Below are 22,815 nucleotides of genomic sequence, written 5' to 3'. Positions count from 1 at the left end.
AATCGATGAAAGGCCATGACATTTGGGAACGCTTAATTAAAGATAATCCTTCAGGCTTAACTTAACATTCTCAATATTAGATGCCATAGTATAGAAATTCATGTTAAGTATCTCTTATAGAAGGTTTCCATGACCGTTCCAACCTACGATAAATTTATTGAGCCGATATTACGTTTTTTAAAGCATCATCCGGAAGGTGTTGCAGCAAAAGATGTCCATGAGGGGGCAGCTGAAATCTTAGGATTAGACGACAATCAGCGCTCCGAGCTCGTTTCAAGCGGCCAGTTAGTCTATAAAAACCGTGCCGGTTGGGCTCATGATAGGCTAAAACGCGCAGGTCTCTCACAAAGCTTATCACGAGGAAAATGGTGCTTAACGAAGGAAGGTTTAGAGTGGATTAAAAATCATCCATTCCCACTGACTAAAGAACAGGTTGAGCACTTAGCTTTTGATTTTAAAGATATAAAACTCAAAACCAACCCCGATGCAGTCCTACTCGATGAAGATACACAAATAGATTCAGAGACGTCTTTGCAAGCACGCAGCCCTGATGACCGCCTGAATGATGCATTAAAAGAAATCCGTGATTCTGTCGCCATTGATTTACTCGCAAATTTACTTCAAGTATCCCCAGCTCGTTTTGAATTCATTGTCTTAGAGTAACTATTCACCCGCGAGCTATTGACGGTGGTTTACACTAGGAATGCTGGCACCTGATAATTCACTTTGAGCATATGGTGTTCGACGATTTCACGTAACCATTTATAGGCTGAGATCTGCTGAAGCTTGGCAGTCTCTATAAGTGAGAACATACGTTCACGGAACAGATCGCCTCTATATGAGCGAGTCACGTAGCAGCACTTTCTCATCAATATATAATTACGCAGGACACGCTCTGCGGCATTGTTCGTTAACGGGCAGTCTGGATCATCCATAAAGCGCCACACCATTGCATCATCAGACATGAGATTTCGGCACCGACCTCGATAACGTTTCGAACATTGATAACTGCCCAGTTTGAGCCAATGAAGCCAGCTTTTTCTTAACCGCCTGAGCCGGCGATAGTATTGGGTTTTGGTGAGCTTCTCTTCGATATATCGGTGATGGCACCTGAACACACTGTGGGCGATCAACGCGAGTTTTTCCCCGATTTTTTGATTTTCAGGACAAACACTCTCCTCGATAGCGATGACGTTTCGTAAGATGTGCGCCCAACATAGTTGCCGTTTTGATTCATCAATGTATTTGTAGGCTGAGTATTGGTCGGTCACTAAAAGGTGTGAAACAGCTTCTCCAAGCAATCGCTTAGCCGCATGTTGGTTTCGACCGCTGTTGATTTGGAAAAAGGCAACGTCATTACTCAGGGCTGCCCACATCCAGCGTTTCTCATTATTACGTTGATGCGAGGTTTCATCGGCCATAATCAGTTGAGAGGCTTTGACTGTTTCATGGATTTGCGTATGAGTATCTGCTAAGTACTCCGTTACTCGTCCTTGTGCGGCTGATATCGCACCTGTAGAGAAGTTAAGCTGAAACACATCTTTCAGCATAGATTGTATTTTGCCGATGCTTTGATGGTGCTGCGTCGCTTGGATTGCGATAAAACTATGTAGATTTGGGCCCATCTGAACATCAGAGACATGCTCCGGAAGCTCTGCTTGATGCTTATCACCACACCATGAGCACTCACCTTTGAAGACCTGATGCTCAACAAGTGTGTAAGAGATATCTGGCAAATCAAAAATTTGGTGTCGTTTATAAGGTTTTCTATTTGGAATAACACAACCACCGCAATGGCATGTTTTCTTTGGTAAGTATTGCTCAACCGAGGTACTGTCTTCAATAGGGTGAAGCAGTCGGCGGTGGCCTTTATGACCTGGCTGAGCTCCTGGCTTTTTTCCAGATTTTTTCCGATTCGGCGAAGTATTCTTAGCTTTATTATGCAAAGACTGTTGGGATGACGGCACAGAAGAGTTACGGCTATTTTGGTTTAGTCGGTCTTCAAGTTCGGCCAGCTTATTCCATAGAAAATGGATGATATCTTTCGCCTCTTCAGGAGAATCGAAATCTGGTGGTGGAGGTAGTGTTTTCTTATTCATACCTTCAGATTGCCAGCTCAGAAAGATCACTCAAGTCGAATATGGGATCAAGTTAACCTCGTCACATAACTTTGCTGTCAAGGCATCGCGGGTGAAGAGTTACGTCTTAGATGTACTCCATAAACTGGGTTATGGTAGCCATCGTGATGATTTACAACGTGTTGGTGGTACCGGAGACGGCGGGATTGACGGGATCATTTCGTTAGATAAGCTCGGGTTAGAACGAATTTATGTACAAGCAAAACGCTGGCAAGGCACAGTCGGTCGCCCTGACTTACAAGCATTTTATGGCGCACTTGCGGGGCAAAAAGCGAAGCGAGGTATTTTTATTACGACCTCAGGCTATACCGCTAATGCGATTGATTTTGCTAAATCCGTTGAGGGATTAGTCCTTATCGATGGTAACCGCTTAGTTAATCTAATGATGGATAATGAGATAGGCGTTAGCTCACAAGTTATTAAGCTACCAAAGCTGGATATGGATTATTTTGAGTAACTGTATTAAACAGATAGAGTTTGTCGCTCATGTAATTAAAAAATAATAGCTAAGTTTATAAGACTTAATGCCTAACACTATGTTTTGCTAAAGGTTTGCAGACTTTACTATTCCAATAGTGTTTAATATAGAAATACCGCTATTTCGATACCTGACTGCCCATTTAAGGCGTATTAGTCAAGCACTGATGAACAATTAGAGTAGAATATGAACAAACAACAACTGGCTGCCAAAATCTGGGAATCTGCCAACCAGATGCGCTCTAAGATTGAAGCTAACGAATACAAAGATTACATCCTCGGTTTTATTTTCTATAATTAATTAGGTTGGAGCTTATTCCGTACTTTATATCCATCAGTCCAGCTTCAACCCGTAGAGATGATTGAGTCAGTGTGGATGAATAACCGCGTTGAGCGGATCAGTTTAATGTGATGATGCGATGCCAGTCATGACTTGATAAACAGAGTATTAAGCCATTGGTTGAATGGGATAAACAAGACGCATGATAAATGATGGTCTGAAACAAACGGTAGGGGCGAAGAGTAATGCAGAACGCCTCTGAAGACTAGGAAAATAGTTTTCAGCGATATCATCCAATATCACATCCCCCATATGCTCAAAAAGCCCGTGATAATGATAGTCTGTCTGATAGATCCCTTCTTCAGAGCTAATTTCTATTATTTTAGTGGAAGGGCCGTTTTTCTTATAGGTCGCTATACTTGCATCAATAGTTTCTTCTGTATGATAAATGAATGCACGCATTAGGTTGTAAGTAAAATCAAATGTATACAGAGGTTCTGGTATTGTTGGGAGTACTAACTTATCGAACAAACTCATTTAATCGATCCTTATTCACTCAAATATAACTCCGCCATGCCATCTAAACGGCTTTTCACCTCTTTCCAATTCGGCATAACACTGGTTAGCAAACGCCAGAACTTCTCGCTGTGGTTGTGCTCGGCGATATGGCATAGCTCATGCAAAATTACGTAGTCGATACACTCTTTGGGTGCTTTGACCAAATGTGGATTCAGCATGAGATTACCCTTCGTTGAGCAGCTTCCCCATTGTTTGGTCATCGGCAGAACCCGAAAACTCGGAATTCCTTTCACCCAAGTGGTTTGTGGCAACAATGCGGCTAAGCGTTCGTGGAAAATATGCTCGGCACGCACGCTATACCAGCCTGAAACCAAAGCTTTGATCAGAGCTTGCTTATCTTCGTTAAAGTGGTTTAGCGTCACTAGCAGTTTGCCTCGTTCCATTTTGACGTTAGAAATAGCATCTCGGTCTTCAACCACTTTGAGAACGTAACGTCTACCAAGGTAGAACTGCATTTCACCGCTGACGTATTCTTTGGCCTGCACATATTGCAAGTGACCACGAAACTCCTTCAAAGCAGCATAAATCCATTTCGCTCGCTTCATGACAGCGTCATGGATATCACTACGTTCGGCATCATCAGGAGCATTCACCACAACTTCGCAATTAGGATGTACCTTTATCGCTATCTTGCGCTTCTTATCTTCTGGATGAGGCTTACGCACCACTTCATAAGTCACAGCTTCATCACCATAGATGAAGCTGTACTCTTCTAGCTTGCCTTCTTTCGAACTTACCGATGTCATTAATGATGACCTGCCACGCCTAAGCGAGTGATTTGAATGATATCGGCAAGAATAAGCTTGGCAGCATCTAAACCTAGCCCAGCGTCACGAACTAACAGCGGCAGTAGTTTTAGCCTGATTTGGTTTTCAATTTCAGACGGATTAATTGAGAATTCCGCTACCGCTGATTTGACACACTCATCAATATTAACGGCGTAGTCGAAGCATTCCTGTTCTGATAACGGATTGATTGGAAGGTGTTTTAGAAACAAACCATAATAAGCCTGAACATTGCGTTTAATCTTGGGATCAAGCTCGGCGAAACGGTCAGTTGGGATACCTTCAACTTTGCGCTCTTTCACTTGCTCTTCAAAATCAGCAAATAGCAGATATTGTTTTACAGGTGCATCAAACATCTCTTTGGCTTGTTCAATTGCCTTTTTCAGCAGATCAGAGAAATACTCTTGTGCGTAAGGGTCATCTGCTAAATCTTGCTCAATCATTTTGGTTACACGACCCGTGATAACATCTTTTTTGTTGCGGGCCTCGTCGTCACTCATCTCTTCAGGTTTGGCGGCTTTACCCATATTACCGACCAGATAAGCACCGTCTGGCTCTTTGATTTCAACGCCACCAATATGTTTATCTAGCAGCGCCCGAATATCTTCGGCATACTGATCGTAATCTACGGTTTCTTCAGCATCTTCACGTACTTGCTTACGCAGTTCAGACATCGATTTTAGCGTCTTTTTATACAAATCACGCTTATCGTCGAAGCTCTTATCATCAAAATAGGTTGCTGATTGGAGAGCCACTTTTAAACAGTTTGCGAACAGCGTCAGTGCTGAATAGAAATCTTCGCGTTTTTTCAGATTGGTATCGGTCAGTTGACCATCAATGGTTTCAATCTTAGGTGTTAGAGCTTGGCGTAGCGCCTGACCATCTTGCTTGTTTTTCACATCAGCAAAAATAGCCCATAGGTCGTTATACAAACTCGGCAGCTTTTTATATTCGGTATCCATACGGCTATATAAGCCTTTGAGATCCTCAATGTCGAATCCACCTTGAGTGCGCTCAGCCAGTTCTTGGTAATCAGCAATAGTGGAATCTAGCTCTTTGAGGATGCCGCGATAATCGATCAGATAACCGAATTGTTTTTTCTGATGCAGACGGTTTACGCGAGCAATCGCTTGAATGAGGTTATGCTGCTTCAGTGGTTTATCGATATAAAGCACAGTGTTTTTTGGTTCGTCAAAACCAGTCAGCAGTTTATCCACCACAATCATAATGTCGGGGCCATCATCACGACCAAAGGCTTCGATGATCTGTTTGGTGTAGGCTTTTTCGTCCATGCTACCAACGTTCTCTTTCCACCAATTCTGTACCAAGTCTTTGCTTTCGCCATCAACGGTATCGTGGCCTTCACGGGTATCAGGTGGCGACATCGCTACCACCGAGGTGACTTTACCAATCTTATCCAATAGTTTTTTGTATTGGATTGCTGAGGCTTTAGAGTCACACGCCAGTTGGCCTTTTAAGCCTTGGCTTTTGAAGTTTTGGAAGTGGTCGGAAATATCATAAGCGATTAACTCCAAACGTCCTTCGGTTTGGTAGATCTGGCCTTTCTGGGCGAATTTTTTCTTCAGGTCGGTGCGCTGTTTTTCCGATAGCTTATCCGTTGCACGGTCAAACCAGGCATCAATCGCACGGTCATTGGTACTGAGTTCTGGAATACGCTCTTCATACAAAAGCGGCGTAACGGTTTTGTCTTCCACCGCTTGCTGCATGGTGTAGGAGTGGATGATTTTTCCGAATTTGTTTTCGGTCTTATCATCTTTCAGCAGTGGCGTCCCCGTAAAACCAATGTAAGCAGCTTTGGGTAAAGCTTGCTGCATAAAGATATTGTTGGAACCGTTTTGGCTACGGTGGCCTTCATCGACCAACACAATAATATCGGGGCTGTCGTTGTAGCACTCTGGCAAAGTGACTGCCGTACCGAATTTATTGATGATAGAGAAAATAATTCGCTCATTGCCTTTACCAATTTGCTCGGCAAGGCGTTTGCCCGTCGTCGCCATTGCCTCTTTTTTGTCTTTATCCGATAACGCTCCACCAGAGGCGAACGTGCGAGCTAATTGATCTTCCAAGTCAACACGGTCGGTCACGACGACTACGCGACACTTTTTCAGCGCTTCTAACCAGATTAACGCTTTCGACAAAAAGACCATAGTGAACGATTTGCCCGAACCTGTGGTATGCCAAATCACGCCGCCGTTACGTGCCCCATTATCATCAAACGAAGTCACTCGTTCAATCAGGGCTTTAATGCCAAAGACCTGCTGATAACGGGCAACGATTTTGCCTGCTTTTTTATCGAATAAGGTAAACAGGCGCGTCATTTCTAATAGGCGATCATGGCGCAGCAGAGACACCAATAAGCGGTCTTGGTCGGTGACAACGAGTTCACCGCCAGCAATCAGTGACAGATATTCGTCGCGCACTTTGGCTGGGCGATGGTTAAACAGCAGGTCGAGTTTATCTTGCGCTAATGGGGTGTTTTTCAGGCGAAGATAGGTCGCTTCGGTGATCTCTTCTTCTTTCCATTTTGCCCAAAACTTCTCGGGTGTGCCGCAAGTACCGTACAAACCATCGTTACCATTTATTGAAAGCAGCAATTGGCTGTAGGCAAACAGATGAGGAATTTCGTCGTTTTTCTGATTACGGATATTTTGCGAAATCCCTTCGGAAATCGTCGGTTTGCCTTCATGAGAAGAGTCTGGGCGTTTCGCTTCAATCACTACCCAAGGCAGGCCGTTAACAAAACACACCACATCGGGAATGCGTTTACCTGTGCCGTGGGCATTTTCAATTTCCATCTCTTCGGTGAAGTGGAATTGGTTATTCTCTGGCGTTTCCCAATCGATGATTTGAATGGTTGGATTGGTCTTTTTGCCATCGATAAACTCAGTCACACTGATGCCATAGGTTAGGGCATTGTAGAGCTTTTCATTCGCGGCTCTTAAGCCTGCGTTCATCGCTGGGGTCGCCAGCTCTTGAATGATTTTATCGATAGCCGAATCTGAAAGCGGATAGGCTTTACCCATAAAGGTATGGGTTTTGTGTTTCAGCACACTGCGCAGCACATTGGGTAGAATCACTGATGATAAGCGGCCACGCATCGCCAAGCATTCAGCAGGCGGAATAAATTGGTAGCCAAGGTTGGTGAGCAGCGTTAGTGCGGGTATTTTGGCACTGTGCTCTTCGCGAAAATTAGGCAAAGGTGAACTCATGACTCATCTCCCCAATACTCACGTTCAAACGTATCCAGTTCTTGAAGGCGTTCACCAATAAATTGAATAATGTCATCTTCAGGCATGGTGGCAAGTTTGATTCTATACCCGCGATAAGTACCATTCCCTTCAATCCAACGTTCAACATTACAAGCAGTGAGAATCAACGAGTCTGCTTTACTTTCATCAGAATCTCCCTCTAGGTGGGCGTAAACATTAATTGAAGATTCACCTTTTTCACCAGAAAGAAATAGCACAACATCCGAATTGGTATCTTTCCAGCTCGCTAAAGCAAATCGCAAAGCAGGATATCCGCTCCAATGATGTAACCGAATCGCAATCTCTTTTCCTAGTTTGGACTGAAGTGCCGTTTTCAGCCTTTGATGATAGTCGTTTATCGCTTGCTGTTTAGTTTCCTGAAGCTCTTTAATAGTAGAGAGGTTATCTAAGACAAAATCGAGGGTTTGTTGATTAACCGATGGCTGAGACATAAGGCTCTCCAAATGTAAGATGAATTCACGCAGCAATAGCGTCCATTTATGGATAGGTTGGGAAAGAAACTGTTCCGCTAGCTGAGTTTTTAAAGCAGAAATTAACGAGGGATAGCTGATGCCATGCCAGCCACTTGGTAACGCTTCACCTGTTGGAGAAAGCACTACAAAAATAACCTGTTTACCTGCAAAGCGAGTTTGATTTTGCTCTTCTCGAACAAAACGTTCATAGTCATCAAACGGATTATTTTGCTGATGGTAGATTTTATTCTCTAACACCATCACCCAATCAGCACTTTCTAGCAGTAAATCAATACGTTTGCCTGCTTGAGTTTTGACTTCTCGCTCGGGCACTTCGGTTAATGCGCAATCTAGAGAACGATAGTCTTCAGGTAAACAAGTCAGTAGTGCCCTTAGTGCAGTATCACCGAGTTGATGTTGACCGTTGCTGTCACAAAAGAATGCCAAAATATCGGTAGTGGGATTCTCGTAATACCCCTTACTCCCAATACTAAAAATGGTGGGCTCTGCAACTTCAACTGGCTCTAGTTTTTTAAACTCCGCTAACAGTTGCTGCATTCGTTCCAATGCGTTTGTATCCATGCCTAGCCTTTATTTATTATTTGACCGCCCGTTATTCGGGCGGTATTTGCTAATTATTATGCGGCGACGTTTTCATCCACTTTAACTCTGCGCTTACCCGTTAACAACTGCTGCATTAACGCCTTTTTCTCATCTTTAAGGTGAGCGAGTTTGGCTTGTAAAAGCTCGATTTCTTTATCGGCAGCGGTGAGAACTGAGGCGATTTTTTGTTGCTCATTTAATGCAGGCAAAATAAATGGAAAACTGCATAAAGCATCAAACCCAACCGATTCTCTAACAGAACCCTGTGTACTATTTTTTATTCTTTGTTTTGCCTCATGCGAGTCCATCCAATAGCTTAAGTAATCTCTTTGAAGTTTTGAGTCATTTGTACTGAATACAACATACATAGGACTCAGAACTCCCTCACTAAACTGATTCAAACAGGCAAAGGATCCAACGTTTAAACGTGAAGGGTTGTAGCCAAATTGACCTTGTTTCACAATTTTGTAATTGCTGATATTTTCACTCGCTACTCGCTTAGAAAATTGGTCTTCGGGTAAAACAAAACCACTATGATTCGTAACACTTAAAACACGAGTAATTTTGTTATCTTTATTGCGAGATTTTTCTTCGATTAGTAGCGACTTTAAATGTGTAAGCTCCCACTCCCCTTCAAACACCTTCCCAGTATCAGGATCAACCAACCGTTTCTTACCCGTCAACAACTGCTGCATCAGGGCTTTTTTCTGCTGCTGGCTGGTTGCAATGAGCTTTTCTGTTGTTGCAATCGCTTTATCCCAAGTGCAGAGAATTTTGGCGATTTTGCGTTGTTCTGGGAGTGGAGGAACTGGTAGCTTAAATGACTTGATTTGCTCAAAATTTAGTCCTTGCCTATTTCCGCCAGCTTGAAACTGTTCTATTTGTTTTTGACCATAAAACGATAGCAGGAAGTTCTTTAAATATTCAGGTTCTAAAGCATCTGAACGAATGATGCATACGTGTTGATTTACGTTTGCTTCGTTTAGATGAGATACGGCACTCCTGCCAATTGAAGCTCCTGTTATATTGAGCAAAACATCATTTTTATAAACGATGCTGCCTTTCATTTTTGCATGTTGGTCTTCATCAATAAACGCGACATCAGAAAGATCTAAATTTCCCCATAGAACATTCTGGCTTCTAATTAATGGGATGCCAGATGGTTTATATGCGTTGCTTCCACCTTTGGGAGTAACTCCACTGCCAATCTTAGTAGCTAAACGTCCTAGATTCTTTAAAACCCAACCATTAGGCACCATAACCCAACTCCTCTAGGTAGCCTGCCATTTCCGCTTCCAGATCAGCCAGTTCATTTTGCAACGCCAAACGTTCACTGCGAACTGCCATCAAGTCGATCTCTTCTTCTTCCTCAAAGGTATCAACATAACGCGGAATATTAAGGTTAAAGTCGTTTTCAGCAATTTCTTCTAACGTCGCTAGGTAAGCATATTTATCCACGCTTTCACGCGCTTTGTAGGTATCGACAATCTTCTGGATGTTTTCTTCGGTCAGCACGTTCTGATTTTTGCCCGATTTAAACTCACGCGAGGCATCGATAAACAGCACGTTTTTATCGTCTTTATGCTTTTTAAAAATCAGAATGGCCGCAGGAATGCCTGTGCCAAAGAAGAGTTTTTCTGGCAGGCCAATCACCGCATCAAGCAAGTTTTCTTCAATCAGTTGTTGGCGAATTTTGCCTTCTGATGAGGCGCGGAATAACACCCCATGCGGCACCACCACGCCCATACGCCCAGTTTGTGGCTTCAAGGTTTCAATCATATGCGAGATAAACGCATAGTCGCCTTTGGTTTTTGGCGGCACACCACGACGGAAGCGACCAAAGTGATCGTTCTCGGCATCTTCATAGCCCCATTTATCCAAACTAAATGGCGGGTTGGCGGTTACGACATCAAAGTGCAGCAAACCACCGTTGGCATCTTGCAGTTTGGGGTTACGAATGGTGTCGCCCCATTCAATGCGGTGGTTATCTTCGCCGTGCAGGAACATGTTCATTTTCGCCAGTGACCAAGTTGATCCAATCGCTTCCTGACCATACAGGGCATATTTCTTCGAACCGTTGAAGTTCTTTTGCACCTGTTTGCCACACTTCATTAATAGCGAGCCAGAACCACAGGCAGGGTCACAAATGGTATCGCCTTCCTGCGGCGCAAGGATAATGGATAGCAGATCCGAGACTTCCGCAGGGGTATAGAATTCGCCCGCCGATTTACCGCTACCCGCTGCAAAGTGTTTGATCAGGTATTCGTAAGCGTTACCAATCACATCCAGAGAACCAACACGGCTTGGGCGTAGGCTAAGGGTTGGTTTGCCAAAGTCTTCTAGTAAGTGGCGCAGAATATCGTTTTTCTGCTTTTCATCACCGAGTTTATCGGTGTTAAAGCTAATGTCTTGGAAAACGCCTTTGAGTTTAGCATTCGCTTCTTCAATCGCGTGGAGTGCAGTATCAATGCGGGTTCCATTACCTGCTTCAAAACGTGCTTCATACAGATCCCAGAACGAGCTGCCCGTTGGAATCTTAAACGACTGGCTTTCGAGCATTTCGGCGATCAGTTCAGGAATATCACCGTATTCGGCTTTTAGCTCTTCGACTTTATCTTGGTGCACATCGGAGATGTACTTTAAGAACGTAAGCGGTTAATGAACCACACATACTAAACAAACTCGTCATTTGCCATAGTAGCTTTTTCATTGGAGGGACTATGGAACAACAAAGTAAACGAGAATACTGGGCTGCAATTCTAGAGCAGCAACGACAAAGTAATTTAGGCATTAAGCAGTTTTGCTCGGAGCAAAACATAAGCTATCAGACTTTTCACTATTGGTCGAAAAAGCTCACGCAATCCGAGCCTGAAACCAGGGTTCAACCTATCGTGGTGACAGAGCCTACCGTGAGCACAAGTTGTGTTGTGTTAATTCTCAATAATGGCATTCGAGCAGAACTGCCGGCAACGCTTAGCTCGCAACAAATTAAGACTTGGTTTGAAGCGCTACAATGATACCAACAGGTAAGGTTTTCCTCATCTCTGGAGTCACGGACATGCGTAAGTCCATTGATGGACTATCGTTGATTGTCGCGGAGACTCTTGAGATGGATCCGTTTAGTGAGTCTTGGTTCATTTTCTGCAATCGTACCCGAGATAAATTGAAAATCTTGTTTTGGGATACTAATGGCTTCTGGCTGTACTATCGTCGCTTAGAAAAAGGGACCTTCAAGTGGCCAAGACCCAGTGAGGACGGAGCCATTCATATTACTAAGCAACAACTGGGTTGGCTTCTTTCGGGGTTAACGCTCGAACATGCCAAAGCTCATCGTCCACTTCATAATCTAGAAGTGTGACCGCTGATACTGATCGTCACGTTGGGCTTGAACGATCCTTTTTTGCTGTCATACTTAAGTCATTGAGATGACCAGAGCCCAGACATGACCGACCTCCCTGATGATATCGACCAGCTAAAAGCTATGCTGCTTGAGCTTCACCAACAGAACGAAGCAAAAGATAAACTCCTTGCGGCAAAGCAAGAGGAGGTTGCCGAGCTCAAAACCAAAATTGAGTTGTTGATTGAACAGCTCAATTTAAGTAAGTCAAAGCGCTTCTCATCACAAAGTGAAAAAATACCCAAAGGTACGTTTAACGAAGCGGAGCAACAAAAGAGTACGGCTAAATCCGACGACGACAAGAAAAAAACAGGCCGTAAGCCTTTTCCAAAAGAGCTCGAGCGTGAAGTTCATAAACATGAACTCAATGCCCCTTATTGCGACTGCTGCGACGAGCCTTTACATCAATGTGGTGTTGAAACTTCTGAAGAGCTGAAAATCATCCCACAGAAGGTTAGTGTTATACGTCACGAGCGAACCAAGTACGCTTGCCGGCAGTGTGAAAAAACACAGACTGAAACAAAGATTATCACAGCCCCAAAACCCGCAAGTATGCTCCCTAAAAGCCTAGGGAGTGCAGATGCATTCGCCGCTGTAGTCACAGCAAAATACGTTGATGCTCTGCCACTCTATCGCCAAGTGGATATTCTCAATCGCTCTGGTATAGATATTAGCCGCGCTACACTGGCCAACTGGTGCGTTCAGTTAGGAAGCAAAGTGCAAGTCATTATTGATGCAATGAAAAGTGAGTTATTGAAAGAAAAGCTCATCTGCGCGGACGAAACCACTGTTCAAGTATTACGTGAAGAAGATAAGAAAGCACAATCTAAGTCATATATGTGGGTCTATCGTAGCGGTGAGTTCGTCAATAACCCAGTGGTTATCTACGACTATCAAGCCAGCCGCAGAGCAGAGTGCGTACAAGACTTTTTAGGTAGTTACTCTGGTTACTTGCTATCGGATGGCTACAGTGCATACGACAAACTTGAGGACGTGACTCAAGCTGCTTGCATGGCGCATGTACGCAGAAAGTTCACTGATGCTCAAAAAGCTTCACCATCAAAAAAAGCGGGCAAGCCAGAAAAAGCACTGAACTTTATTAGCAAACTATACGGTATTGAAAAGAAAGCCAAAGGGCTTGACGCAAAATCTCGACACCAACTACGACAAGAAGAAGCCAAACCTATTTTAGATGAGTTCAAGCAATGGCTTGACAGTCAAAATGTTCTCCCTAAAGGATTACTTGGCAAAGCCATCACTTATACGCAAAACCAGTGGCCTAAGCTGCTTACCTACCTTGAAGACGGCGATATAAGTATCGACAACAATGTGACCGAACGAGATATAAGGCCGTTCACGACAGGTCGCAAAAATTGGATGTTCTCTACTTCGGTAGGCGGAGCAAAGGCGAGTGCAAACTTGTATAGCCTCGTGATGACTTGCCGCGCTAATGACATGAACCCTTATTATTACTTCCAACACCTGTTTACCGAGTTACCAAAACGAAGTCCGAAAGATGATGTGTCGGATCTCATGCCATGGAACGTAGAAATCAGTGAGGTTGAGTAAAGCTTTACTGGTTCATTAAGCGCTTACTTAAGAACAGCATGGTCAGAATAAAGTCTTTGTATATGGATGGATCGACTGTACCTCGGAAGGTATCACAGGCATTCCATACCGCTTTGTTGATTTCGGATTGGTTGATTAAGGTATGTGGCATAAATCCTAGCTCTTAATTGTTAGATGAATTCATTAAGTCAGTTGCAATCGCATTTAACTGCTGCTGACGGTTATTAATTAGTTTATGCAGTAGGGCATTTTCTTTAATGCTGGCGGCATAAAGCTTGGCAATGGTGTTCTGGATTTCGATACTGGGTAAGGCAATCGGTGTTGCTGCCAGCACTGGCTTACGAATGCTAATTTGAAAACTGCCTTCGGCACTGCGTTTAAAATGCTGCTGTGCAGGGGTTTGATTTAGCTGCCAGGTTAAAAATTGAGTGTTCACTAAACCTTGCCATTTCGATTTAAGGTGTAAAAGAAACAGACTAGGTGCGCAGGTCGTGTTTTCTAAGTCGCCATCAACATAGCTGGCAATATGCTTTGCCCCTTTGGCACTAAACAAAATATCGCCTTTTTTGAGCCAATCAGGTTCACGTTTACCGGTTAGATCGGTGACGATTAAATCGCTGTAGATTAACTCGCCAAGTTCAGAGATATCTTTAGCTTGTACCGCTTTCACTGAACCACTAGGAATATCGCGTATGGCCCCCCGAAACGGGTAGCCCGCTTGAATGGTCACCAAATCCGATAAGGTCACTAATGTCGAGGAGCTGACTCCTTCAATCATTGGCCTTGTACTCCACACTTTGAATAATTTGCTTATTCTGCCACTTATGAAGAACGTTGCAACACTTAACTACAGTAATTAAATGATGCAACTAAAACCTTTGGCAATATTGTTACCTTCTGGGACTTAGAGCAGGCAACCATTGATGTCATCACTTTGTTTGGAGACAAAAATACCAAAAATGTTGTACTGGAGAAGAGCTATAAGGAATATATGGAGGGCTTTAACGATATTGTTACAGGTCAAGTGCGTCGAGGTTTTATCGATATCGTAAAAGAGTTGAAAGAACGCTTTCCAAACCCAGAACACATTGAAAAAGAACAAGATAAAAAAGAATTTGCCAAGCTTTTTGGTGAATACCTAAAAGCAGAAAATATTTTACAAAACTATGATGAATTTGCTGGTTTAAAAGCGTTGCAAAACTTGGATACCCGTGATGAACAAGCTGTCGAAGAGTTCAAGTCAAAGTACTATTTGGACGATGCGGATATTGAGGCAATGCAAACCATCGACATGCCTAGCGAGCGTGCGATACAAGATTATCGCTCAACCTACAACGATACCCGCGACTGGCTACGCCGTGATAAAGAAGGGCAGGACAAAGATAAGTCAACAGTAGGCTGGAGCGATGTCGTCTTTGAAGTTGATTTGCTTAAATCTCAAGAAATCAATCTCGATTACATTCTTGAACTGATTTTTGATCATAATAAGAAGAACAAGAGTAAAGAAGGTTTGATTGAAGAAGTCCGCCGTATGATCCGCGGTAGCCTGGGCAATAGAGCGAAAGAGAGCTTAGTGGTTGATTTTATTCATCAGACAAATCTAGATGAGTTCAATGACAAAGCCAGCATCATCGACGCCTTCTTTAAGTTCGCTCAGGCGGAGCAGAAGCGCGAAGCCGATGCCATTATTGTCTCTGAAAAGCTCAATGAAGAAGCAGCCAAACGCTATATGGCCTCATCACTCAAGCGAGAGTATGCCTCTGAAAATGGCACTGCGCTTAATGAAGCATTACCTAAGCTCAGCCCTTTGAATCCACAGTACCGAACGCAGAAGCAAACAGTTTTTCAGAAAATCGCCGCTTTTGTTGAAAAATTCAAAGGTGTGGGTGGTCAATTATAAGCTGAACTCCATGGTATAATTAGTGCCAATTATCAGTAAGCGTTGATGATTTCAATGTGATTGTTTGTAGATAATCAACGTCGTGGTTGACAATATATTGCGTTATTCAATGTACAACGCTGATTATAAGGTCATCTAATTTAGAGAGCTTTTTTTTTAAAAAAAAAATCAGTTATACTAAAACGGATACTTGAAAGATTCTACTATCGATGAGGTGACATTTATGAATAAAGCTCTATTTGCCGGTATTATTACAATGTCTTTAATGGCAACTTCCGCTTTCGCAACAACGGACACTAAACCTGTAACGGACACTAAACCTGTAACGGACACTAAACCTGTAACGGACACTAAACCTGTATCGCAATGGAAGTGTGAAGACTTTTTGGTCATCGATGACAACTTTTATCCAACCGCCATTGGTGCAGCAGAGATTGTGACACAAAAAGGAAAAGTAGAAGACCCCACTTTAAATATTAGTGGTATCGAAACGGCAACTCCCTTGATTGTCGATGCGTGTAAAAAAGCCCCTAAAGAGTCATTTATTCAAAAAGTCGAAGAATATTTGAAAAAATGGTGAGGTAAAAAGTGCTGGGGTAATTAGACAGTAAGAGCCTATCTCAATAGGAGGTAAATTCATGAACTTACCCAGCTATATCAATGCTTAAAAGTCAGGCTGTATAAGGTTTTGGTTACAGTAATAATATATTTTTTATGCGGTAATTAATCCCTATTGAGATAGGCTCTTAATCTAACAATATGTTACTTGATAAATCTAAAATAGCACTGCATAAAAATGATGAGGTAAGCTATGGATCTTCCATTACAAGGTATCAAAGTACTCGATTTCACCGGTGTACAGTCAGGGCCATCTTGTACCCAAATGTTAGCGTGGTTTGGTGCTGACGTAATTAAAATTGAACGCCCAGGCGTCGGTGATGTGACGCGCAATCAGTTAAGAGATATTCCTGATGTCGATGCGCTTTATTTTACCATGCTCAACAGTAATAAGCGTTCTGTTGAACTGAATACCAAAACGCCGGAAGGCAAAGAGGTCATGGAACGCCTGATTAAGCAAGCGGATATATTAGTTGAAAACTTCCATCCGGGTGCTATCGACCATATGGGCTTTACTTGGGAACATATTCAAGAGCTAAATCCACGGTTAATCTTTGGCTCTATCAAGGGGTTCAATGAGAACTCCCCTTATGCAGATGTAAAAGCGTATGAAAACGTTGCGCAAGCTGCGGGTGGAGCGGCGTCAACCACAGGTTTTTGGGATGGCCCACCATTAGTCAGTGCAGCAGCACTAGGCGACAGTAATACGGGAATGCACCTATTAATTGGTTTATTAGCGGCATTACTGCAACGTGAGAAAACGGGGAAAGGGCAACGCGTGACGATGTCGATGCAAGATGCCGTATTAAACCTTTGCCGTGTGAAGTTGCGCGACCAGCAGCGTTTAGAAAAAGTGGGCTATCTTGAAGAGTATCCTCAGTATCCAAACGGTAAATTCGGTGATGCCGTTCCTCGTGGGGGCAACGCTGGTGGCGGTGGCCAGCCGGGTTGGATCTTGAAGTGTAAAGGTTGGGAAACAGATCCAAACGCATACATCTATTTTACTATCCAAGAGCAAGATTGGGAGCAAACTTGTATTGCTATTGGCAAGCCAGAGTGGGCGAAAGACCCTGCCTACAGCACACCACAAGCGCGCCAACCACATATCTTCGATATTTTTGCTGAAATTGAAAAATTCTTAGCCGATAAAGACAAACATGAAGCCGTTGAATATTTAAGCAAATATGGTGTGCCATGTGCGCCTGTATTGAGCATGCGTGAGATTGCTCGTGACCAATCATTACGCGATAGCGGCAGCATTGTTGAAGTTGAGCAACCAAAACGCGGGACTTATCTCACTGTTGGTTGTCCAATGAAGTTCTCATCATTCACCCCTGAGATTAAGAGTGCGCCACTGTTAGGTGAGCATACCGAGGAAGTGTTAACTGAGTTAGGTTATAGCGCGGAGCAGATTGCCTCAATGCGCGCCAATAAAGCCATTTAACGCGAATAAATGAGGGGGGCGCTAATAAGCCCCCTCCACACTTTCTTTTTACATATTTCATGAGGTGGACATGTCGACTGATCAAACCCAAAATTTGACTGATGGTATGCATATTATTGTTGATGCACTGAAAAAAAATGGCATTGACACAATTTATGGTGTTGTGGGGATCCCTGTGACGGATATGGCTAGACATGCACAGGCTGAAGGGATTCGTTATATTGGTTTTCGTCATGAGCAATCTGCGGGTAATGCTGCGGCAATCAGCGGCTTTTTAACCCAAAAACCCGGCATCTGTTTAACGGTGTCTGCACCGGGGTTTCTAAATGGTATGGTGGCATTAGCGAATGCGACGACCAATGGCTTTCCAATGATACAAATCAGCGGCTCCAGTGATAGAGCAATTATCGACCTACAACAAGGCGATTATGAAGAGCTGGATCAAATGAATACCGCTAAGCCCTTTGTTAAAGCATCCTACCGAGTCAATAAACCGGAAGACCTTGGTATTGCTCTGGCTCGCGCAATTCGTGCTGCTGTTTCTGGTCGTCCTGGTGGCGTCTATCTTGACTTAACAACCGAAGTATTGGCTGCGGTTATGGACAAAGATGCAGCAGACAAAACAATCTTTACGGTTGAAGACCCTGCTCCACGCCAACTACCTGCGCCTGAATCTGTTGATAAAGCACTTAAATTATTGGCATCGGCAAAGCGTCCGTTGATTATTTTAGGTAAAGGGGCAGCCTATGCCCAAGCGGATGAAAATATTCGTCAATTTATTGAAACAACAGGTATCCCTTACTTGCCTATGTCGATGGCAAAAGGGTTATTGCCAGATAATCACCCACAATCAGCCGCGTCAGCACGTTCCCATGCACTCTCTAATGCCGATGTCGTCGTATTAATGGGGGCACGCCTAAACTGGCTATTAGATCACGGAAAAGGCAAACACTGGTCGCCAGAGACGAAATTTATTCAATTAGATATTGAGCCATCTGAAATCGATAGCAATCGTCCAATAACAGCCCCTGTTGTCGGCGATATCTATTCAAGTGTTGCCGCACTACTTGAAGGGTTAAAAACCACACCAGTGAAGTCACCGAGCGATTGGATGGCTGGGATTGATGAGCATAAGAAAGCAAATAGCGAGAAGATGGCCGCTAAGCTGAATACCGATACATCACCGATGAACTATTTCAATGCATTGCGCGCAATTCGCGATGTGTTAGTCGACCATAAAGACGTTTATGTGGTGAATGAAGGGGCTAACACCCTCGATAATGCACGAAATATCATCGATATGTATGAACCTCGCAAACGTCTCGACTGTGGTACTTGGGGCGTGATGGGGGTTGGTATGGGTTATGCTATTGGTGCAGCGGTCACTAGCGGTAAGCCTGTCGTGGCTATTGAGGGAGATAGTGCGTTTGGTTTTAGTGGTATGGAAATTGAAACTATCTGCCGTTATCAACTGCCAGTCACCATTTTAATCTTTAACAATGGGGGGATTTACCGTGGCGATGGCGTCAATTTACATGGCGATAAGGACCCGTGCCCAACGGCATTAATGGCAGGCGCGCGTTATGACAAGATGATCGAGGCTTTTGGCGGCATTGGTTATCAAGCAACAACGCCAGCAGAGATACAGGAAGCCTTGAAGGCAGGTTTAACATCGGGTCATCCAACCTTGATAAATGTCGTTATTGACCCTGCAGTTGGAACGGAAAGTGGCCATATTGGAAACTTGAATCCTAAATTTGTTGCTAAAAACTAATGAGTAACGAAATATAAATACCTGAGAAATTAATGCGTTATATTATTTTAATTAACGCATTAACTCAATTTCACAATATTAGGTGACCCGCTATGATCGATTTCATGTATAAAATATTCATGAGTGATTTATTGCCAATCATTATTATTTTGGCTCTCGGATTTGTCAGTGGTCGACGAAATGTATTTACTGAAGATCAAGCAAGAGCATTTAATAAACTGGTTTTAAATTATGCTTTACCTGCTGCGCTATTTGTCTCACTCGTTAGAGCGAATAGAGAAATGATTTTTGCTGACATGAAGCTTACGATTATTTCATTAGTCGTTTTATTAATTTGCTTCTTTTTTACCTTTTTTAGCTGTAAACAATTTTTTAAACACAGTCGTGCCGAGGCTGCTGTTTGTGCGTTAATAGCTGGGTCACCCACTATCGGTTTTCTTGGATTTGCCGTTTTAGATCCCATATATGGGGATACGGTATCAACTGGCCTAGTGGTTGCCATTATCTCTATCATTGTCAATGCGATTACTATTCCGATTGGGCTCTTTTTACTTAATCCATCAAGCGCGAATGGGGAAAAAAGTGGCGGGGGGATGAATGCACTCATTTCCGCATTTAAAGAGCCGGTTGTTTGGTCACCTATTTTAGCCACAGTATTAGTTTTAATTGGTATAAAGATACCAGATGTGTGGGATCCGACATTTGAGCTCATTGCAAAAGCCAATTCAGGGGTTGCCGTCTTTGCCGCAGGACTCACACTCGCCGCAAACAAATTCGAGTTTGATGGTGAAATTATTTATAACACGATGTTAAAACTTATTTTCATGCCTGGCCTTATGCTCATCGCTGGGTTAGTGTTCCATATGGAGTCAACCCAACTTCAAATGATGGTATTAGCTGGTGCACTCCCTCCAGCCTTCTCCGGTACAATTATCGCTAGCCGCTTTAATGTTTATACCCGAACTGGAACTGCCTCCCTCGCTGTTAGTGTTATTGGTTTTATCATCGCAGCACCGTTGTGGATCTACGTTGCGCGTTTGGTTGCATAATAAATAGATGAATGTGAGGCATCAAATAGATGCCTCGTATCCATCATACAATAAGGAGTGATTATGGCTTTTCCACTTCCACTTGAAGGCATTCGTGTTCTTGATTTTACAGGGGTACAGTCTGGCCCATCATGTACTCAGATGTTGGCTTGGTTCGGGGCAGATGTAATAAAAATTGAGCGACCGGGTATTGGGGATGTCACTCGTAACCAGCTTAGAGATATTCCTGATGTCGATGCGCTTTATTTTACCATGCTCAATAGTAATAAGCGTTCGCTAGAGCTGAACACGAAAACCCCTGAAGGCAAAGAGGTGATGGAAAAGCTGATCCGCCAAGCGGATATTTTGGTTGAAAATTTCCATCCGGGAGCGATTGACCATATGGGGTTTACCTGGGAAGTCATTCAACAGCTAAACCCACGCCTGACTTTTGGCTCCATCAAAGGGTTCAATGAAAACTCCCCTTATGCGAATGTGAAAGCCTACGAAAACGTTGCGCAGGCCGCGGGGGGATCCGCATCAACAACGGGTTTTCCTGATGGCCCACCGGTTGTGAGTTCAGCGGCACTAGGCGACAGTAATACGGGAATGCACCTATTAATTGGTTTATTAGCGGCATTACTGCAACGTGAGAAAACGGGGAAAGGGCAACGCGTGACGATGTCGATGCAAGATGCCGTGCTTAACCTATGCCGCGTTAAATTGCGTGACCAGCAATGCCTCGAAAAACTTGGTTTTTTAGAAGAGTATCCTCAATATCCAAATGGTTCATTTGGTGATGCAGTACCGCGTGGCGGTAATGCCAGCGGTGGAGGGCAACCGGGAACGATGTTGCGATGTAAAGGGAGTGATCATGACCCGAATGCCTATATCTATTTTATCAATCAAGATCACAACTGGGCCAATACCTGTGATGCATTAGGTAAACCTGAGTGGAAAACCGATCCTGCCTTTGCAACCACAGAAGCACGGGTCAGCCATATCCAAGATGTTTGGGATGCTATTGAAGAGATTGCTAAAGACAAAGATAAACATGAGCTAACAGATTACTTTGACCAGTTCGGCGTACCTTGCTCGGCGGTTTTGAGTATGAAAGAGATTATGTATGACCCATCTTTGCGAGACAGTGGCTCTATTGTTGAAGTAGAGCAACCATTGAGAGGCCATTATTTGACGGTGGGTTGCCCAATGAAATTTTCAGCTTTTACGCCAGAAATAAAAAGTGCACCACTTTTAGGTGAACATAATAGCGAAATTTTAAAAGAGTTAGGCTATAGCGAACAACAAATAGCCGAAATGAAAACGAAAAAAGTTATTTAAATTATCCAGCCCAATTAATTTTATTATTTAAATAAATTAATTGGGCTGCTTTATATGACTTCTGACAATAACGGTGGTTATTAAATAAGGACGAATAGCACTGAGAGATCCCCTCATAATTTCCCCAAAGCGTAACCATGTTTGAATAGATTTTGAGCAAGCAGGGTTGCAGCCATGAGTAAGTCTTCCCTTGTTATTGTGTAGCCAGAATGCCGCAAAACTTCCATGCCTAAGCGAACTGTTGAGAGTACGTTTCGATTTCTGACTGTGTTAGCCTGGAAGTGCTTGTCCCAACCTTGTTTCTGAGCATGAACGCCCGCAAGCCAACATGTTAGTTGAAGCATCAGGGCGATTAGCAGCATGATATCAAAACGCTCTGAGCTGCTCGTTCGGCTATGGCGTAGGCCTAGTCCGTAGGCAGGACTTTTCAAGTCTCGGAAGGTTTCTTCAATCTGCATTCGCTTCGAATAGATATTAACAAGTTGTTTGGGTGTTCGAATTTCAACAGGTAAGTTAGTTGCTAGAATCCATGGCTCCTTTGCCGACGCTGAGTAGATTTTAGGTGACGGGTGGTGACAATGAGTCCGTGTCGAGCGCTGATTTTTTCGGCCTTTAGAGCGAGATTTATACAATAGAATTTGGCATGAGATTGGATTGCTTTTAGTCAGCCTCTTATAGCCTAAAGTCTTTGAGTGACTAGATGACATATCATGTAAGTTGCTGATAGGTTTCCAGTTTTCCGCTCCTAGGTCTGCATATTGTACTTTTCCTCTTACTCGACTTAACCAGTACCAACCCAGCTTCTCAACGGATTTATACCATGGCACTTTAAAGCCAGCATCACTGACAATGAGCGGTGTGGTGTTACTCGGTAGAATGCTCGCAAGGTCGGCTAGAAATTGGTCATGAGCTTTCTTTGAACATTGCTCTGAAAGCGGGAACGCTTTCTCATAAAGAGTAACAGAACGACCGTGTAGTGCGACTGAAGCTCGCAATACCATAAGTCGTTTTTGCTCACGAATATCAGACCAGTCAACAAGTACAATGGGCATCGTATTGCCCGAACAGATAAAGCTAGCATGCCAACGGTATACAGCGAGTCGCTCTTTGTGGAGGTAACGATTACCTAACAATCCATCA

17 protein-coding genes and 5 pseudogenes are annotated in these 22,815 nt (G+C 43.5%); 12 read left to right on the top strand and 10 right to left on the bottom strand.

The genetic code is table 11. The features are described 5' to 3' along the window. Positions 1-129: 129 nt before the first annotated feature. A pseudogene (locus M1E96_RS17925) lies at positions 130-660 on the top strand (winged helix-turn-helix domain-containing protein); the annotation flags it as partial. Positions 661-692: 32 nt separating this feature from the next. Here the strand turns inward: M1E96_RS17925 and M1E96_RS17920 are convergent. Then, entirely contained in the window at positions 693-2,099 is a 1,407-nt protein-coding gene (locus M1E96_RS17920; RefSeq protein WP_369113421.1) for an IS66 family transposase, read from the bottom strand. A 103-nt stretch (positions 2,100-2,202) separates the two neighbouring features. Between M1E96_RS17920 and M1E96_RS17915 the strand changes: the two are divergent. Continuing rightward, positions 2,203-2,595 (top strand): annotated as a pseudogene (locus M1E96_RS17915) (restriction endonuclease); the annotation flags it as partial. Between the two features lie 207 nt (positions 2,596-2,802). Further along, entirely contained in the window at positions 2,803-2,916 is a 114-nt protein-coding gene (locus tag M1E96_RS17910) for a type I restriction-modification system subunit M N-terminal domain-containing protein (protein ID WP_229597545.1), read from the top strand. 147 nt (positions 2,917-3,063) lie between these two features. Here M1E96_RS17910 and M1E96_RS17905 read toward each other — a convergent pair whose 3' ends face one another. From M1E96_RS17905 to M1E96_RS17880, 6 genes and pseudogenes are all read right to left on the bottom strand, one after another. Then, positions 3,064-3,432, bottom strand: coding sequence for a hypothetical protein (locus M1E96_RS17905; protein ID WP_369427260.1), 369 nt, complete (start codon positions 3,430-3,432; stop codon positions 3,064-3,066). Positions 3,433-3,443: 11 nt separating this feature from the next. Further along, on the bottom strand, positions 3,444-4,220 hold the full coding sequence (locus tag M1E96_RS17900; RefSeq protein WP_369427259.1) for a M48 family metallopeptidase: 777 nt from the start codon (positions 4,218-4,220) through the stop codon (positions 3,444-3,446). After that, positions 4,220-7,489, bottom strand: coding sequence for a type I restriction endonuclease subunit R (locus M1E96_RS17895; protein WP_369427258.1), 3,270 nt, complete (start codon positions 7,487-7,489; stop codon positions 4,220-4,222). The genes M1E96_RS17900 and M1E96_RS17895 overlap by 1 nt, the downstream gene beginning before the upstream one ends. Then, entirely contained in the window at positions 7,486-8,583 is a 1,098-nt protein-coding gene (locus M1E96_RS17890) for a PD-(D/E)XK nuclease family protein (protein WP_318558073.1), read from the bottom strand. The genes M1E96_RS17895 and M1E96_RS17890 overlap by 4 nt, the downstream gene beginning before the upstream one ends. A gap of 56 nt (positions 8,584-8,639) precedes the next feature. Further along, a complete protein-coding gene (locus M1E96_RS17885; protein WP_369427257.1) occupies positions 8,640-9,863 on the bottom strand; it encodes a restriction endonuclease subunit S in 1,224 nt (407 codons plus the stop codon). Next, positions 9,853-11,256, bottom strand: a pseudogene (locus M1E96_RS17880) (type I restriction-modification system subunit M); the annotation flags it as partial. The pseudogene M1E96_RS17880 and the gene M1E96_RS17885, both read right to left, overlap by 11 nt. Before the next feature lie 68 nt (positions 11,257-11,324). On the opposite strand from M1E96_RS17880, the gene M1E96_RS17875 reads away from it, so the two are divergent. The 3 genes from M1E96_RS17875 (at position 11,325) to M1E96_RS17865 (ending at position 13,570) form a co-directional block, all read left to right on the top strand. Beyond that, the gene (locus M1E96_RS17875; protein WP_008914069.1) at positions 11,325-11,621 is read left to right on the top strand and encodes a hypothetical protein; all 297 of its coding nucleotides are present in this window, start codon (positions 11,325-11,327) and stop codon (positions 11,619-11,621) included. Beyond that, on the top strand, positions 11,618-11,962 hold the full coding sequence (gene tnpB / locus M1E96_RS17870; protein WP_034167512.1) for an IS66 family insertion sequence element accessory protein TnpB: 345 nt from the start codon (positions 11,618-11,620) through the stop codon (positions 11,960-11,962). Before M1E96_RS17875 ends, tnpB begins: the two co-directional genes overlap by 4 nt. Positions 11,963-12,046: 84 nt before the next feature. Next, on the top strand, positions 12,047-13,570 hold the full coding sequence (locus tag M1E96_RS17865) for an IS66 family transposase (RefSeq protein ID WP_369427256.1): 1,524 nt from the start codon (positions 12,047-12,049) through the stop codon (positions 13,568-13,570). 4 nt (positions 13,571-13,574) lie between these two features. On the opposite strand, the gene M1E96_RS17860 is transcribed toward M1E96_RS17865, so the two are convergent. Then, positions 13,575-13,721, bottom strand: a complete 147-nt coding sequence (locus M1E96_RS17860) for a type I restriction-modification system subunit M N-terminal domain-containing protein (protein WP_369427255.1) — start codon at positions 13,719-13,721, stop codon at positions 13,575-13,577. Positions 13,722-13,733: 12 nt separating this feature from the next. Beyond that, positions 13,734-14,348: a restriction endonuclease subunit S gene (locus M1E96_RS17855; RefSeq protein WP_369427254.1), complete on the bottom strand. Its 615-nt coding sequence runs from the start codon at positions 14,346-14,348 to the stop codon at positions 13,734-13,736. Between the two features lie 84 nt (positions 14,349-14,432). On the opposite strand from M1E96_RS17855, the pseudogene M1E96_RS17850 reads away from it, so the two are divergent. From M1E96_RS17850 to frc (M1E96_RS17825), 6 genes and pseudogenes are all read left to right on the top strand, one after another. Continuing rightward, positions 14,433-15,470: pseudogene (locus M1E96_RS17850) on the top strand (type I restriction endonuclease subunit R); the annotation flags it as partial. Between the two features lie 223 nt (positions 15,471-15,693). After that, positions 15,694-16,050, top strand: a complete 357-nt coding sequence (gene hdeA, locus M1E96_RS17845) for an acid-activated periplasmic chaperone HdeA (RefSeq protein WP_369427253.1) — start codon at positions 15,694-15,696, stop codon at positions 16,048-16,050. 231 nt (positions 16,051-16,281) lie between these two features. Continuing rightward, on the top strand, positions 16,282-17,532 hold the full coding sequence (frc, locus tag M1E96_RS17840) for a formyl-CoA transferase (RefSeq protein WP_369427252.1): 1,251 nt from the start codon (positions 16,282-16,284) through the stop codon (positions 17,530-17,532). 70 nt (positions 17,533-17,602) lie between these two features. Then, entirely contained in the window at positions 17,603-19,306 is a 1,704-nt protein-coding gene (oxc, locus tag M1E96_RS17835) for an oxalyl-CoA decarboxylase (protein WP_369427251.1), read from the top strand. Between the two features lie 104 nt (positions 19,307-19,410). Beyond that, a complete protein-coding gene (gene yfdV, locus M1E96_RS17830; protein WP_340607542.1) occupies positions 19,411-20,355 on the top strand; it encodes a transporter YfdV in 945 nt (314 codons plus the stop codon). A gap of 63 nt (positions 20,356-20,418) precedes the next feature. Next, positions 20,419-21,675 (top strand): formyl-CoA transferase, encoded by a 1,257-nt coding sequence (gene frc, locus M1E96_RS17825; protein ID WP_369427250.1) that lies wholly within the window; start codon positions 20,419-20,421, stop codon positions 21,673-21,675. 113 nt (positions 21,676-21,788) lie between these two features. On the opposite strand, the pseudogene M1E96_RS17820 reads toward frc (M1E96_RS17825), so the two are convergent. Then, positions 21,789-22,808 (bottom strand): annotated as a pseudogene (locus tag M1E96_RS17820) (IS4-like element ISVsa5 family transposase); the annotation flags it as partial. Positions 22,809-22,815: the final 7 nt, after the last annotated feature.

Origin of the sequence: Providencia sp. PROV236, assembly GCF_033676985.1 — a bacterium.
Classification (GTDB): Bacteria; Pseudomonadota; Gammaproteobacteria; order Enterobacterales; family Enterobacteriaceae; genus Providencia; species Providencia manganoxydans.
This window is presented reverse-complemented; position numbering and strand designations above follow the sequence as displayed.